The organism is Mordavella massiliensis (assembly GCF_016901695.1).
GTDB lineage: Bacteria > Bacillota > Clostridia > Lachnospirales > Lachnospiraceae > Claveliimonas > Claveliimonas massiliensis_A.
In genome coordinates this window covers 1-14,157 of record NZ_JACJKS010000012.1, presented here as the reverse complement: position 1 = coordinate 14,157, position 14,157 = coordinate 1, and the positions used below count along the sequence as shown (strand labels likewise).

General features: G+C 55.0%; 12 protein-coding genes. 11 read left to right on the top strand and 1 reads right to left on the bottom strand.

The features are described from left to right. Positions 1 to 52 precede the first annotated feature (52 nt). The 11 genes from H6A20_RS09100 (at position 53) to H6A20_RS09050 (ending at position 13,161) form a co-directional block, all read left to right on the top strand. Positions 53 to 307 carry a type II toxin-antitoxin system prevent-host-death family antitoxin gene (locus H6A20_RS09100; RefSeq protein ID WP_204906810.1) on the top strand — a complete coding sequence of 85 codons (255 nt, stop codon included), beginning with the start codon at positions 53 to 55 and terminating at the stop codon, positions 305 to 307. Between the two features lie 254 nt (positions 308 to 561). Then, positions 562 to 1,458: a glucose-1-phosphate thymidylyltransferase RfbA gene (gene rfbA, locus H6A20_RS09095; protein ID WP_204906809.1), complete on the top strand. Its 897-nt coding sequence runs from the start codon at positions 562 to 564 to the stop codon at positions 1,456 to 1,458. Between the two features lie 188 nt (positions 1,459 to 1,646). Then, the gene (gene rfbB, locus H6A20_RS09090; protein WP_204906808.1) at positions 1,647 to 2,678 is read left to right on the top strand and encodes a dTDP-glucose 4,6-dehydratase; all 1,032 of its coding nucleotides are present in this window, start codon (positions 1,647 to 1,649) and stop codon (positions 2,676 to 2,678) included. Then, positions 2,678 to 3,619, top strand: a complete 942-nt coding sequence (rfbD, locus tag H6A20_RS09085) for a dTDP-4-dehydrorhamnose reductase (protein ID WP_204906807.1) — start codon at positions 2,678 to 2,680, stop codon at positions 3,617 to 3,619. The genes rfbB and rfbD overlap by 1 nt, the downstream gene beginning before the upstream one ends. A 15-nt stretch (positions 3,620 to 3,634) precedes the next feature. Further along, entirely contained in the window at positions 3,635 to 4,243 is a 609-nt protein-coding gene (gene rfbC / locus H6A20_RS09080; RefSeq protein WP_204906806.1) for a dTDP-4-dehydrorhamnose 3,5-epimerase, read from the top strand. A gap of 214 nt (positions 4,244 to 4,457) precedes the next feature. Then, positions 4,458 to 5,579 carry an LCP family protein gene (locus H6A20_RS09075; RefSeq protein ID WP_243426191.1) on the top strand — a complete coding sequence of 374 codons (1,122 nt, stop codon included), beginning with the start codon at positions 4,458 to 4,460 and terminating at the stop codon, positions 5,577 to 5,579. Between the two features lie 130 nt (positions 5,580 to 5,709). After that, positions 5,710 to 7,035: an LCP family protein gene (locus tag H6A20_RS09070; RefSeq protein ID WP_204906804.1), complete on the top strand. Its 1,326-nt coding sequence runs from the start codon at positions 5,710 to 5,712 to the stop codon at positions 7,033 to 7,035. Between the two features lie 27 nt (positions 7,036 to 7,062). After that, positions 7,063 to 8,718, top strand: a complete 1,656-nt coding sequence (locus H6A20_RS09065; RefSeq protein ID WP_204906803.1) for a cohesin domain-containing protein — start codon at positions 7,063 to 7,065, stop codon at positions 8,716 to 8,718. A gap of 147 nt (positions 8,719 to 8,865) precedes the next feature. After that, entirely contained in the window at positions 8,866 to 10,692 is a 1,827-nt protein-coding gene (gene glmS / locus H6A20_RS09060; RefSeq protein ID WP_204906802.1) for a glutamine--fructose-6-phosphate transaminase (isomerizing), read from the top strand. A 12-nt stretch (positions 10,693 to 10,704) separates the two neighbouring features. Beyond that, positions 10,705 to 11,805 carry a UDP-galactopyranose mutase gene (glf, locus tag H6A20_RS09055; RefSeq protein WP_204906801.1) on the top strand — a complete coding sequence of 367 codons (1,101 nt, stop codon included), beginning with the start codon at positions 10,705 to 10,707 and terminating at the stop codon, positions 11,803 to 11,805. 96 nt (positions 11,806 to 11,901) lie between these two features. Further along, positions 11,902 to 13,161: a S1C family serine protease gene (locus H6A20_RS09050; RefSeq protein ID WP_204906800.1), complete on the top strand. Its 1,260-nt coding sequence runs from the start codon at positions 11,902 to 11,904 to the stop codon at positions 13,159 to 13,161. Between the two features lie 299 nt (positions 13,162 to 13,460). Here H6A20_RS09050 and H6A20_RS09045 read toward each other — a convergent pair whose 3' ends face one another. After that, entirely contained in the window at positions 13,461 to 14,027 is a 567-nt protein-coding gene (locus tag H6A20_RS09045; RefSeq protein WP_338106662.1) for a hypothetical protein, read from the bottom strand. Positions 14,028 to 14,157: the final 130 nt, after the last annotated feature.

Here is a 14,157-nt window from a genome sequence, read left to right as displayed (position 1 = left end):
TATAATAAAAGTGACAATAATAATATAGTATCAAGAAGGAAGCTGAAAGAATATGGCAAATATTTTACCAGTATCTGATCTGAGAAATTATAATGAAGTCCTGAAAAATTGTCACAAGGGAGAACCGGTGTATTTGACCAAGAATGGAAGAGGGCGTTTTGTAGTTATGGACATTGAAGACTATGAACGTGACCGGGCAGAAAAGAAACTTCTGGTAAAGCTGCAGGAAGCCGAAGAAGCAGTGAAAGATGGCGAAGGATGGCTGGATCTGGATGAATTGAAAGCACTTTTATGTGATCATCTATAAGGTAAGCAACGGGTATGTAGAAATCTATCGTGTGGTCAACCGATATCAGGATATCACGAGAATCTTTGAGTGATAACAAAAAAGACGATGAATGGACGCTTTGTGCAAAATAACCAAATTGTTACGAAATGTTAAAAAACACTTGAAGGTGACCTAAGGTCACCTTTTATAATGCAGATAAGCTTATAAGAAACGACAGATCAGAAATACTATGTAGCAGAGATACCGAAGAAAGGTACCAAGGAGGTTTTCAAATGAAGGGTATTATCTTAGCGGGAGGATCCGGCACACGCCTCTATCCTCTGACCACAGTGACATCCAAGCAGCTTCTGCCGATCTACGACAAGCCGATGATCTACTATCCCATGTCTGTTCTCATGAACGCGGGCATCCGGGATATCCTGATCATCTCCACGCCCCAGGACACGCCAAGGTTTGAGGCTCTCCTGGGGGACGGCCATCAGTTTGGCGTGGATCTTTCCTATGCCGTACAGCCAAGCCCGGACGGTCTGGCCCAGGCGTTCATCATCGGCGAGGAGTTCATCGGCGATGACTCTGTGGCCATGGTGCTGGGAGACAATATTTTCGCCGGCCATGGCCTGAAGAAGCGGCTGAAGGCGGCGGTGGAGAACGCGGAGTCCGGCAAGGGGGCTACGGTGTTCGGCTACTATGTGGACGATCCGGAGCGGTTCGGCATCGTGGAGTTCGACCACAACGGCAAGGCAGTCTCCATCGAGGAGAAGCCGGAGCATCCGAAGAGCAACTACTGCGTGACCGGCCTTTACTTCTACGACAACCGGGTGGTAGAGTATGCCAAAGGCTTAAAGCCCGGCAAGCGGGGCGAGCTGGAGATCACGGACCTGAACCGCATCTACCTGGAGGACGACTCCCTGAATGTGGAGCTGCTCGGCCAGGGCTTTACCTGGCTGGATACGGGAACCCATGAGAGCCTGGTGGACGCCACCAACTTTGTGAAGACCATGGAGACCCATCAGCACCGCAAGATCGCCTGCCTGGAGGAGATCGCCTACCTCAACGGCTGGATCAGCAAGGACGCAGTGCTGGAAGTCTACGAGGTGCTGAAGAAGAACCAGTACGGCCAGTACCTGAAGGATGTCGTAGACGGAAAGTATCAGGAAAACTTGTATTAATAAAGGGACTAAAGAATATGCGTTTCATGCTTGCATGAAAAAGCATATTCCTTAGGACCGAAAAAACATGAGGAAGTAGACCGGCAGGTCGGATTCCGAATGTTTTTAGGATTGCGAGAGTATGAAATACGGAGCAATCCGTATTAATATGCTATAGATAACATAAAAAAACAAGGAGAAGGATCATCATGAACATTATCGTAACCGGCGGAGCCGGATTTATCGGAAGCAACTTTATCTTTCACATGCTGGACAAGTATCCGGACTACCGCATCATCTGTCTGGACTGCCTGACCTACGCAGGCAACCTGTCCACCCTGGCGCCTGTCATGGACAACCCGAATTTCCGTTTCGTGAAGGCCAGCATCACGGACCGCGAGGCCGTGTACAAGCTGTTCGAGGAGGAGCATCCGGATATGGTGGTGAACTTCGCGGCCGAGAGCCACGTGGACCGCTCCATCGAGAACCCGGAGGTCTTCCTGGATACGAACATCAAGGGGACGGCGGTGCTCATGGACGCCTGCCGCAAGTACGGCATCAAGAGATACCACCAGGTGTCAACAGACGAAGTGTACGGCGACCTGCCTCTGGACCGTCCGGACCTCTTCTTTACGGAGGAGACCCCCATCCACACAAGCAGCCCCTACAGCTCCTCCAAGGCGGGGGCGGATCTGCTCGTGCTGGCTTATCACAGGACATACAGCCTGCCGGTGACCATCAGCCGCTGCTCCAACAACTACGGCCCCTACCACTTCCCGGAGAAGCTGATCCCGCTGATGATCGCCAACGCGCTCAACGACAAGCCGCTGCCAGTGTACGGGGCTGGTGAGAACGTGCGCGACTGGCTCTACGTGGAGGACCACTGCAAGGCCATCGACCTCATTATCCACAAGGGCCGTGTGGGCGAGGTGTACAACATCGGCGGCCACAACGAGATGAAGAACATTGATATCGTAAAGCTGATCTGCAAGGAGCTCGGCAAGCCGGAGAGCCTGATCGTCCACGTGGAGGACAGGAAGGGACATGACATGCGCTACGCCATCGATCCCACCAAGATCCACAATGAGCTGGGCTGGCTGCCGGAGACGAAGTTCGCGGACGGCATCAAGAAGACCATCAAGTGGTACCTGGAGAACAAGGAGTGGTGGGAGACCATTATCTCCGGCGAGTACCAGAACTACTATGAGAAAATGTACGGAAACAGGGAGGAGATCGGATAATGAAGGTATTTGTGACCGGTGTTGCGGGACAGCTTGGGCATGACGTGATGAACGAACTGGCAGGCCGCGGCTATGAGGGCGTCGGCTCTGACCTGAAGGAGGAGTACAGCGGCATCAAGGACGGCACCCCGGTGGAGACCATGCCCTACGTGCCCATGGACATCACAGATCCGGCTTCTGTAGAGAAAGTCCTTTCCGAAGTGAAGCCGGACGTGGTGGTGCACTGCGCGGCCTGGACAGCCGTGGATCTGGCGGAGGACGAGGATAAAAAGGACAAGGTGCGGGCCATCAACGTGGACGGCACGAAATACATTGCCGGGATGTGCAAAAAGCTGGACTGCAAGATGATCTACTTAAGCACGGACTACGTCTTTGACGGCCAGGGGGAGACGCCCTGGGATCCGGACTGCAAGGACTACAAGCCCCTGAATGTGTACGGGGAGACGAAGATGGCCGGCGAGCTGGCGGTGGCGGAGACGCTGGATAAGTACTTTATCGTCCGCATCGCCTGGGTGTTCGGCAAGAACGGCAAGAACTTTATCAAGACCATGCTGAACGTGGGCAAGACCCACGATGCCCTTACCGTGGTGAACGACCAGATCGGCACGCCCACCTACACCTTCGATCTGGCAAGGCTGCTGGTGGACATGCTGGAGACAGAGAAGTACGGATACTACCATGCCACCAACGAGGGCGGCTACATCAGCTGGTATGATTTCACGAAGGAGATCTTCCGGCAGGCGGTGGAGATGGGGCACACAGAGTACAGCGAGGAGAGGCTGACGGTGAAGCCGGTGACTACGGCGGAGTACGGCGTGTCCAAAGCGGCCCGCCCCTTCAACAGCCGGCTTGACAAGAGCAAGCTGGCAGCGAACGGCTTTACGCCTCTTCCCACCTGGCAGGACGCGCTGGCCAGATATCTGAAGGAAATCGAATTCTAAGGAGGCTTTTACAGAATGGGACAGATCAAAGTTGAGAAGAACGTGGGCGGCATCGAGGGGCTGTGCGTGATCGAGCCCGCCGTTCACGGAGACGCCAGAGGCTACTTCATGGAGACATACAACCAGAGGGATATGGAGGAGAACGGCCTGAATATGGTCTTCGTGCAGGACAACCAGTCCTGCTCCACCAAGGGCGTGCTCCGGGGACTCCACTTCCAGAAGGAATTCCCCCAGGGCAAGCTGGTGCGGGTAATCAAAGGCTCCGTCTTTGACGTGGCGGTGGACCTTAGAAGCGGCAGCGAGACGTACGGGAAATGGTTCGGCATTGAGCTGACTGAGGAGAACAAGAAGCAGTTCTACATCCCCGAGGGCTTTGCCCACGGCTTCCTTGTGCTGAGCGAGGTCGCCGAGTTCTGCTACAAGTGCACGGACTTCTACCATCCGGGGGACGAGGGCGGACTGGCCTGGAATGACCCGGAGATCGGCATTACCTGGCCGAAGCTTACGGGGGAGTACCCGGGAAGCGCCTCGGCGGCAGGGTATGCCCTGGAGGACGGCACACCGCTGAACTTAAGCGACAAGGATCAGAAATGGGCCGTGCTGAAGGAGACATTTCACTTCTAGTTTTTTCTTTATTCATTAATAAAAGATCGGATCTGCAGCCAGGCGGATGCTCCTGTGAGACAGGAGTGTCCGCCTGGCTTAATAGAACCTTAAGAAATTATTTTCTTGCCCTGCCAGGGTAAATATTGTATGATAGGTAAAGTGTTTACAGAAATAAAAAGACAGAATGAAGCAGCCGTGCAGAGTACATATTAAACAGGGAGAAGATGCAGATATGGGGAAAAACAGGATGACGCGCCAGGAGAGGGAGCTGCGCGCGCAGAAGAAAAAGAAGAGAAGGCGCAGGAGAGTGGTGGTCCTTATCGCTGAGCTGATCATCCTGGCTGTTCTTTGCGTGGTCGCCTACGGTATGTTCAAACTGGATCTTCTGAATCATTCCTTCTTTGATGAGGAGAGCATCCTGAACAACGGGGTGAACCAGGAAGGATTTAAAAATGTCGCTCTCTTTGGCACGGACAACCGGGCCGGGGAGACAAGCGGGGTGCGGAGCGACTGCATCATCGTGGCAAGCATCAACACGAACACAAAGGAAGTAAATATGCTGTCTGTCTACAGGGATACTATGCTGCTGCAGGAAGACGGCTATTTTGACAAGGCGAATTCGGCCTATGCCACAGGCGGTCCGGAGGCTGCCATCAATATGCTCAACAGGAACCTGGATCTGGATATCACAGACTATGTGACTGTGAATTTCCTGGCCCTGGCGGATGCGGTGGATCAGCTTGGAGGGATTGATCTGGAGCTGACGGATGAAGAAGTTGTTCATATGAACAACTATTGTGTGGAGACGTCAGAGATCACAGGAAAGGATTACGAGAGGATCGAGCCGGAGACAGCGGGTACCTATCATCTGAACGGTGTGCAGGCGGTTTCTTATGCGAGGATCCGTTATACGGCAGGCGGTGATTTTACCAGGACATCCCGTCAGAGGCTTGTAATCGAGAAGCTGGTGGAGAAGGCAAAGCAGGCGGATCTTCTGACGATCAACCGCGTGATCGACGCAGTATTTCCGGAGATATCCACAAGCTTTACCACGAGTGAGCTGATTGGTCTGGCAGCAGATGTCTTCAGCTACCAGCTGGGAGAAAACAGCGGCTTTCCGTTTGATCTGGAGATGCCGGAATCTGTTCCCGGATACACGGGCTCCTATGTAGTGCCGGCGGACTTGGAAGGGAATGTGCGGAAGGCCCATGCGTTTCTTTTTGGAAAAGAAAATTACGAACCGACAGAGACGGTGAGGGAGATCAGCGCACAGCTGTCAGACATGACTGGGATCTACGGGGTGGAAAACGACGTGGACAGCACACAAGAGAGCGCTACAGATAGTGTGGAATAGAGAAAAAATCCAGAAATAAATAACAATATATTGAAAAACTGCAGAAATTCGTGTATCATGTTTTCTGATATATGCATGGTAGCATCGGGATAAGTCTAGAGTTGTAAGATACCGAAGAAAGGGTGTTAGGATGGCCGGGCGGAAAAGCAGGAAACGACCAAAGCGGCACGGGTTTGCCACATGGTCGCTTGGAAAGAAAATAGGAGTGATCTTCAGCGGTGTTTTTTTTGTCGTCCTCTCGACGGCAGCCGTTCTCCTTGCGGGGAAAATGAGCAAGATCGAGACCACTTCCATTGATACGGATAAACTGAATATATCCTCTGAGGTGGAGCATGAGGAGGGGTATACCAATATAGCCCTGTTCGGTCTTGACTCGCGGGCGGGTGATCTGGGGAAAGGCAACCGGAGCGATACAATGATGATCGCCAGCCTCAACAACGCCACGAAGGAAGTCAAGCTTGTGTCCATCTACAGGGATACGCTCCTTCAGCTGGATGACGGGAGCTATAACAAGGCAAATTCCGCCTATTCTTTCTATGGGCCGGAGGGCGCTATCTCCCTGATCAATAAGAACCTGGACATGAACATAGAGAAGTATGTCGCGGTAAACTTTAATGCCCTTGTTGATGTGATCGATGCGGTCGGGGGGCTTGATATCACACTGACTGAAGAAGAAGTCGTCCACATGAATAACTACTGTGTGGAGACATCAGAAGTGACCGGGCGCGAATACACGAAGATTGAACCGGAAGTCGCCGGGACCTATCATCTGAACGGAGTCCAGGCTGTGTCCTACTCCAGGATCCGCTATACTGCGGGCGGGGATTTCGAGCGGGCAAACCGGCAGCGGCATGTACTGGAACTGATCGCGAACGAGGCGCAGAATATGTCGCTGAGTACGATCAATAAGATTATTGACAAGGTATTTCCCCAGGTGTCAACGAATTTTACCCTGACAGAGATGGTGAGCTACGCGGCTGACTTTACCAAATATAAGCTGGGGGAGACAATGGGGTTCCCGGAGGACAATACGACAGATATGCTGAACGAAGTGGGAAGCGTGGTCATCCCGCAGACGCTTTCTTCCAATGTGCTGCAGGTGCACCAGTTCCTGTTCGGCAATGACGGTTATTCTGTGTCAAGCACAGTGCAGGGGATCGAAGGCGGGATCGCGACGATGGCCGCGAACAACCGCTATACGGGATCTTCGGAGACAGTGGAAGATGATACGGATTACTATGAGACCTACGATACTGATACCGGAGATGACTATGGAGACGGGACGGGTTCCGGCACAGACGACTGGTATTACGAGGAAGAAGGAACGGGTGACTGGATCGGGGATGATTCCGGCGGCGACGGCTATGGAGACGGCGGCTGGGATGATGCGGGAGGCGGATCCGGGGATGACAGCTACGGAGACAGTACCGCCGGTGACGGAACGGGAATGCAGTAATAATACGTAAGAGAGGTAACAGATGCGATGAAACATGTAAGAAAATGGATAGCCATGGTCTTTGCTGTATGTATGATTGCAGCCATGCTGCCCGCGGAGCTCCGGGCGGCGGAGCCGCAACTCAGGTTTTCAGATCCGTCCACAACGCAGGGCACTACCTTTGACGTGGATGTGACATTCTATGCAGATGATATAGGCAGTGTGGACGCGACACTTAACTATGACACGGCGGCGCTTAAGTTTATCAGCGGCAACGGGGCGACTGCAAGCGGCTCGCAGATCCAGCTGACCGGGTCCGGCAGCGGAAGCACGCAGCTGAGCTGGTCCCTGCAGTTCCAGGCGTTGCAGGTGACAACGACGCAGATAGAAGTTGCCTCTGTGACGGCTTCTTCTTCAGACGGGACCTCGCTGCAGGTGACGCAGGGGAATTCCACTATCACGATCGGCGAGGGGGATCCCTCCCTCATACAGGATGCAGGGCAGACAGATGCTGCCGCCGGCGGTGCGCAGATCGATGTGAACGGGGCGGCCTACACGGTTGTGGATATTTCGGATATCCTCATCCCCACCGGGTTTACAAAGGCAGAAGTGACGCTTGAAGGGCAGCAGTGCCCGGCGGCCATACAGGAGAGCAGCGGGATGTATGCGCTGAATCTGGCAGACAGCGCCGGGGAGGAGAGTTTCTTCCTCTATGACCCGGAGGATGGAAGTTTTTCCCCCTTTGAGCAGATCCTGATTTCGCAGGGCGAGAGATTCATCATTCCGCTGACAGATGAAGTGGGAAGCCAGTTGCCGTCCTACCTGCAGGAGACGACTTTTACCGTAAACGGAAAGACGTTCCCGGCATGGCAGAACATAGATAATGCAAGCTTTTACGTGCTGTATGCGCTCAACAGTGACGGCGAGGAGGCATATTACCAGTACGATTCTCTTGAGGATACCTATCAGAGATACACAGTTGAGAATGCAGTGCAGGAGGATGACGGCGAGCCGTCCTCCATGCTGGGAAAGGTGTTCGACAAGCTGCGTGACAATATCGACAAGTTCCTGCTTGGCACATGGCTTATCTTCCTTTTCCTGTTCCTGCTCGTGATCATTCTTGCTGTCAAGCTCCGCCACCGCAACCTGGAGCTGGACGACCTCTATGACGAGTACGGCATCGATCTGGAGGAGGAGCCGGAGGAGATTCCGGATAAGAAAAAGGCGAAGAAAGAGAAAAAAGCAGAGAAGAAGGCGGAGAAGAAATCCAAAAAGAAGAAGGAGCCGGAAGACGACGGCTTTGAGAGTTTTGAGGATTTTGAGGACGACTACGAAGAGGAAGACTTCGATGATCCTGCAGATGATGAGTACGACCTGGACGAAGAGGACTTCGTGGAAGAGGACCTTGACGACTACAGGGAGGAAGACATCGAGGAGGAAGACCTGGACGAGGAGGACTTCGAGGAAGACTTTGATGAGGACCTGGAGGACGACTACGATGCCTTCGTAAGCGGCGCGGACAGATCCTTCGGCAAGGTGAGCCGTCAGGCGACGGATGCGGACGAAGAGGACATCGACGACCTGGATGCGCTTCTGAACGCCAGGGTGCGGGAGCCGGAGAAGCGGCCGCAGAAGAAGCCGGCAAGACGCAGCCACGCGGAGGAGGACGACACCTTCAAGATGGACATCATCGATCTGGATTAACAGATGGGAAAGCGTTTTGGGGAGAATGCAGAAAGAAAGCCTGCATTCTCCTTTTTCCTTTACAGATGCATGTGTTTTTGGTACAATACAGCTTGATAGTGCAAAAAAAACGGATGTTTGTGCAAATGAGATAAGGAGACGAGAAGTATGTGTGGAATTGTTGGATATATTGGTGAACAGCAGGCGGCGCCGATCCTTCTGGACGGCCTGGAGAAGCTGGAGTACAGGGGCTACGATTCGGCCGGCATCGCAGTCTATGACGGGGAGAAGATCAACGCCATGAAGGCGACTGGCAGACTGAAAGTGCTCTATGAGATGAGCCACGGCGGGGAGATGCTGCCCGGCACCCTGGGGATCGGGCATACAAGGTGGGCCACCCACGGGGCGCCCTCGGATGTGAACGCCCACCCTCACTTCAATGCAGACCGGACCATCGCGGTGGTGCACAACGGCATCATCGAGAACTATATCAAGCTGAAGAAGAAGCTGGAGAAGAAGGGGTATACATTCCTCTCCGAGACGGACACGGAGATCATCGCCCAGCTTCTGGACTACTACTATGACGGGAACCCCCTGCGGGCCATCACCAAGGTCATGCACCGGGTGGAGGGCTCCTACGCCCTGGGCATCGTCTTTGGCGACCACCCGGATGAGCTCTACGCGGTCCGCAAGGACAGCCCCCTTATCGTGGGACACACGAAGGACGGCAGCATCATCGCCTCCGACGTGCCGGCTGTGCTGAAGTACACCCGGGACGTGGTCTTCATCGAGAACGAGGAGATCGTCCGCATGACGCGGGAGGAGATGGAGTTCTTCAACGTGGATGAGGAGTCCATCGAGAAGGAGACCGTCCACATCGACTGGGATGTGAACGCGGCGGAGAAGGGCGGCTACGAGCACTTCATGCTCAAGGAGATGTACGAGCAGCCCAAGGCCATCACGGACACCTTCTCCCCCCGGATCAGGGAGGGGAAGATCGTCATCGAAGAGCTGGGGATGAGCGAAGAGGATATCAGGGCCGTCCGAAAGATCATGATCGTGGCCTGCGGCTCCGCCTACCACACCGGCATGACGAGCAAGTATGTCTTTGAGGGCCTGGCCCGGATCCCGGTGGAGGTGGACCTGGCTTCCGAGTTCCGCTATCGGGATCCCATCCTGGAGGAGGGCACCCTGCTCATCGTGGTGAGCCAGTCCGGCGAGACGGCCGACACCCTGGCGGCCCTTCGGGAGGCGAAGGCGAAAGGGGTGCGGGTGCTCGGCATTGTGAACGTGGTGGGCAGCTCCATCGCAAGGGAGGCGGACAACGTGATGTACACCTGGGCGGGACCGGAGATCGCCGTGGCCACGACGAAAGCGTACTCCGCCCAGTTGATCGCCCTCTACCTGCTGGCCATGAAGTTCGCCCATGTGCGGGGCCAGCTCTCGGACGCCGGCCTGGCGGACATGATCGAGGAGATGAAGGAGCTGCCGGCCCAGGTGGAGATGATGCTGGGGAACCAGAGCCGGATCCAGAAGTTCGCCAACCGGTACCTGGCGGCCAGGAGCATCTTCTTCATCGGCAGGGGTATCGACTACGCCATCTCCCTGGAGGGATCCTTAAAGCTCAAGGAGGTGTCCTACATCCACTCCGAGGCCTACGCGGCCGGGGAGCTGAAGCACGGGACCATCTCCCTCATCGAGGAGGGGACCCTCGTGTGCGCGGTCATGACCCAGGAGGACCTCTACAAGAAGACCCTCAGCAACATGGTGGAGGTGAAGACGCGGGGCGCGTTCGTCATGGCGGTGACGAACGTGGACAACACGGAGGCGGAGAAGTCCGCCGACTACGTGGTCTATATCCCGAAGACGAACAAATATTTTACCAACTCCCTGGCGATCATCCCCCTGCAGCTTTTCGGCTACTACGTGGCCGTGGGCCGGGGATGCGACGTGGATAAGCCGAGGAATCTGGCGAAGTCCGTGACCGTGGAGTAGAAGGAGAAGAGGATGAAATACGATTATCTCATCGTGGGCGCGGGCCTTTTCGGCGCCGTGTTTGCCCGCGAGGCGATGGACAGGGGCAGGACATGCCTGGTGCTGGACCGGCGGGACCACATCGGGGGGAATATCTATACGGAGGAAGTGGAGGGCATCCAGGTGCACCGGTACGGCGCCCACATCTTCCACACGTCGGACCGGCAGGTGTGGGACTACGTGAACCGGTTCGCGGAGTTTAACAACTACATCAACGCCCCGGTGGCGGTCTACAAGGATGAGCTCTACAACCTGCCCTTCAATATGAACACCTTCAGCCGGATGTGGAACATCCGCACGCCTCGGGAGGCGAAGGAGATCATCGACGCACAGATCGCGGATCTCCATATAGAAGAGCCCCGGAACCTGGAGGAGCAGGCCCTGTCCCTGGTGGGGAAGGACGTGTACGAGAAGCTGGTGAAGGGTTACACGGAGAAGCAGTGGGGCCGGGACTGCCGGGACCTGCCGGCCTTCATCATCCGCCGGCTGCCCCTGCGGTTCACCTATGACAACAACTATTTCAACGACCGGTACCAGGGGATCCCCATGGGCGGCTACACCCGGATCGCGGAGAAGCTCCTTGCGGGGGCGGATGTGGTGACAGGCGTGGACTATCTCAAAGAGAGAGAGACATATGAGAAAATGGCGTCAAAGATCCTCTTCACCGGCATGATCGACGAGTACTACGGGTACCGGCTGGGGGCCCTGGAGTACCGGAGCGTCCGGTTTGAGACGGAGGTGCTGGACTGCGGCAACTACCAGGGCAACGCGGTGGTCAACTACACGGACCGGGAGGTGCCCTGGACCCGGATCATCGAGCACAAGCACTTCGAGTTCGGCACCCAGGAGAAGACCGTGATCTCCCGGGAGTACTCCTCCGAGTGGAAGGTGGGGGACGAGCCCTACTATCCGGTGAACGACGACCGGAACTCCCGGCTCTACGAGGCGTACGCCGCCCTGGCGGCCGGGGAGGAGAAGGTGCTCTTCGGGGGACGTCTCGGCTCCTACCAGTACTATGACATGGACAAGGTGATCGCCGCCGCGCTTGAGCTGGCCGCCCGGGAGCTTGGGTAGGTTTTCAAGCTTCTTTTACGGATTTGTCACAGATTGAACACAAATATAGGGTAGACTACAGTCATAGAAATGAAAGATATGAAAGGAGTCTTAACTATGGAAAACCAGTATAACTACTACGATCCGGGACAGGATGATCAGAATAGATACAGCAGCCAGCCGCAGCAGGAGCCGCCGAAAAAGAAGAAGGGCGGATCCAGGAAGTGGCTCGGGATCATCAGCGCCGGCCTTGTCTTCGGACTGGTGGCCTGCGCCGCCTTCCAGGCAGGCAACGTCCTGGTGGGACGGGTGACGGGAAAGGACGGGAAGGAGACGCGCCAGGATGTGCCCTCCACCCAGTTGAGCCAGACGTCCAGCACCGTGATGTCGGATGTGTCCGGCATCGTGGAGGAGGCCATGCCGTCCATCGTGTCCATCACCAACATGAGCGTGCAGGAGGTGCAGAGCTTCTTCGGCCAGACCCAGCAGCAGGAGAGCGAGAGCCTTGGCTCCGGCATCATCATCCAGCAGTCTGACACGGAGCTTCTGATCGCAACCAACAACCATGTGGTGGAGGGGGCGGATACCCTGACCGTCACCTTTGCGGACAATGAGAGCGTGGAGGCGGCCCTCAAGGGGACGGATCCGTCCAAGGATCTGGCCATCGTGGCAGTCCCCCTTTCGGACATCAAGGATTCCACCATGGACGCCATCGCCATTGCGACCCTGGGCGATTCCAATGAGGTGAAGGTGGGCGAACCTGCCATTGCCATCGGAAATGCCCTCGGATACGGCCAGTCCGTGACGACCGGCATTGTCTCTGCCACGAACCGGCAGATCGACATGGACGGGTTTGACAGCGAGCTCATCCAGACGGATGCGGCCATCAACCCCGGCAACAGCGGCGGCGCCCTGCTTAATGCCAACGGCGCGGTCATCGGCATCAACACGGCCAAGATCAGCTCCAGCGTGGCCGAGGGCATGGGATATGCCATCCCCATCTCCGACGCCAGCGAAGTCCTGACGAACCTGATGAACCGGGAGACGAGGACAAAGCTGGATGAGAGCGAAAAGGGCTATCTGGGCATCCTGGGGCAGGATGTGTCCTCCGACATCGGGGCGGCCTACAACATGCCGACCGGCGTCTACATCTCTGAGGTGACAAAGGGGACCGGCGCGGAGAAGGCAGGGCTCACCAAAGGCAGCATCATCACCGGGCTGGAGGGCGTGACCATCGACAGCATGGCGACCCTGCAGGACCAGCTCTCCTACTATGGCATAGGAGAGAGCGTGGAGCTGACGGTACAGGTGCCGGCGGACGGCGGCGAGTACGCGGAGCAGACCTTCACGGTGACCCTCGGACCCAATCCGGACTAGAGGGACGGCGTTGCGTAAAGAAAATGCAGGAGTATGGAAGAAAGAGCTAAATTGAAATTTTAAATTCCGGCGAAGAGGTAAATTCCACCATACTTTATTTTTCGCGGATTTTACAGGGGATTTTTAAGCAAAATCTCCAGTTTTCTGTTATAATTAGCTAAACTCATCGAAAAATACTTGATTTCTGGGCATGGGAAACGGACCGCTGGAATACGGTGTGCGGGACTGAATTCCACCGGCCACATCTAAAAAATGTGAAACGTTTACTTCCAGTCTGACAGCAGATTTCGATCAGTTGATTAGTGGTTAAAGCGGATCAGCTTAGGCGTCAGATTTACCTCATCCGGGGCAATCGGTCTAAGCTGAAATGCGTTTAAGACCTCTTCTCCAAATGTTTCCAATGCAGCGCTGTATGGCGTTCTCCCACCCAGGCTTTCCCTGGGAGTAGAGTTGATGTGGTTTACGATCAGGTTGACATCCCATTGTGTAAGGAATTCAAAACTGGTTCCTTTCGGCAGAACCATCCGGAGCATGGTGTGAGCCTGTTCCAGACCGCCTTTCTGACCGCTCTGCATCGGGTCGCAATAATAAATACTGGAACGCTGTATTCCGGTTATACCGGTTTCTAAAGCGTCAGGATCACCGAATTCAGAACCCCGGTCCGTCAGGATATATGCAAACATGGAAGCAAATTCATAGGTTCCCATACGCTTTTCCAGACGGTCAAAAACAAGACGGACAGCGCCTTTGGTGCATCGGTTCATCAGAAAAGCAAGGAAGAGTTTTTCTTTGGTAAAAAACATGGTCAGTAAGGTTTTCTTCGATTCCCTGGAAGAATGGACCGTATCCATTTGGACATAGCTCATAAGGCCAAGGGAGCAGAAGTCGGCTCTTCGCTTTTTTCTGGTGTTTCTCCTCAATTCCCCGGTGTTCTTTAAAGTTTCACCAGTTTATTTTGAAGAACTTCTCCCTTTCCTGGTGTCACCCTAAAACTTC

What these genes read in the sequence shown, in the direction of transcription:
- H6A20_RS09100 (WP_204906810.1), top strand. Translation starts at nt 53, where the DNA reads ATGGCAAATATTTTACCAGTATCTGATCTGAGAAATTATAATGAAGTC.
- rfbA (WP_204906809.1), top strand. Translation starts at nt 562, where the DNA reads ATGAAGGGTATTATCTTAGCGGGAGGATCCGGCACACGCCTCTATCCT.
- rfbB (WP_204906808.1), top strand. Translation starts at nt 1,647, where the DNA reads ATGAACATTATCGTAACCGGCGGAGCCGGATTTATCGGAAGCAACTTT.
- rfbD (WP_204906807.1), top strand. Translation starts at nt 2,678, where the DNA reads ATGAAGGTATTTGTGACCGGTGTTGCGGGACAGCTTGGGCATGACGTG.
- rfbC (WP_204906806.1), top strand. Translation starts at nt 3,635, where the DNA reads ATGGGACAGATCAAAGTTGAGAAGAACGTGGGCGGCATCGAGGGGCTG.
- H6A20_RS09075 (WP_243426191.1), top strand. Translation starts at nt 4,458, where the DNA reads ATGGGGAAAAACAGGATGACGCGCCAGGAGAGGGAGCTGCGCGCGCAG.
- H6A20_RS09070 (WP_204906804.1), top strand. Translation starts at nt 5,710, where the DNA reads ATGGCCGGGCGGAAAAGCAGGAAACGACCAAAGCGGCACGGGTTTGCC.
- H6A20_RS09065 (WP_204906803.1), top strand. Translation starts at nt 7,063, where the DNA reads ATGAAACATGTAAGAAAATGGATAGCCATGGTCTTTGCTGTATGTATG.
- glmS (WP_204906802.1), top strand. Translation starts at nt 8,866, where the DNA reads ATGTGTGGAATTGTTGGATATATTGGTGAACAGCAGGCGGCGCCGATC.
- glf (WP_204906801.1), top strand. Translation starts at nt 10,705, where the DNA reads ATGAAATACGATTATCTCATCGTGGGCGCGGGCCTTTTCGGCGCCGTG.
- H6A20_RS09050 (WP_204906800.1), top strand. Translation starts at nt 11,902, where the DNA reads ATGGAAAACCAGTATAACTACTACGATCCGGGACAGGATGATCAGAAT.
- H6A20_RS09045 (WP_338106662.1), bottom strand. Translation starts at nt 14,027, where the DNA reads ATGAGCTATGTCCAAATGGATACGGTCCATTCTTCCAGGGAATCGAAG.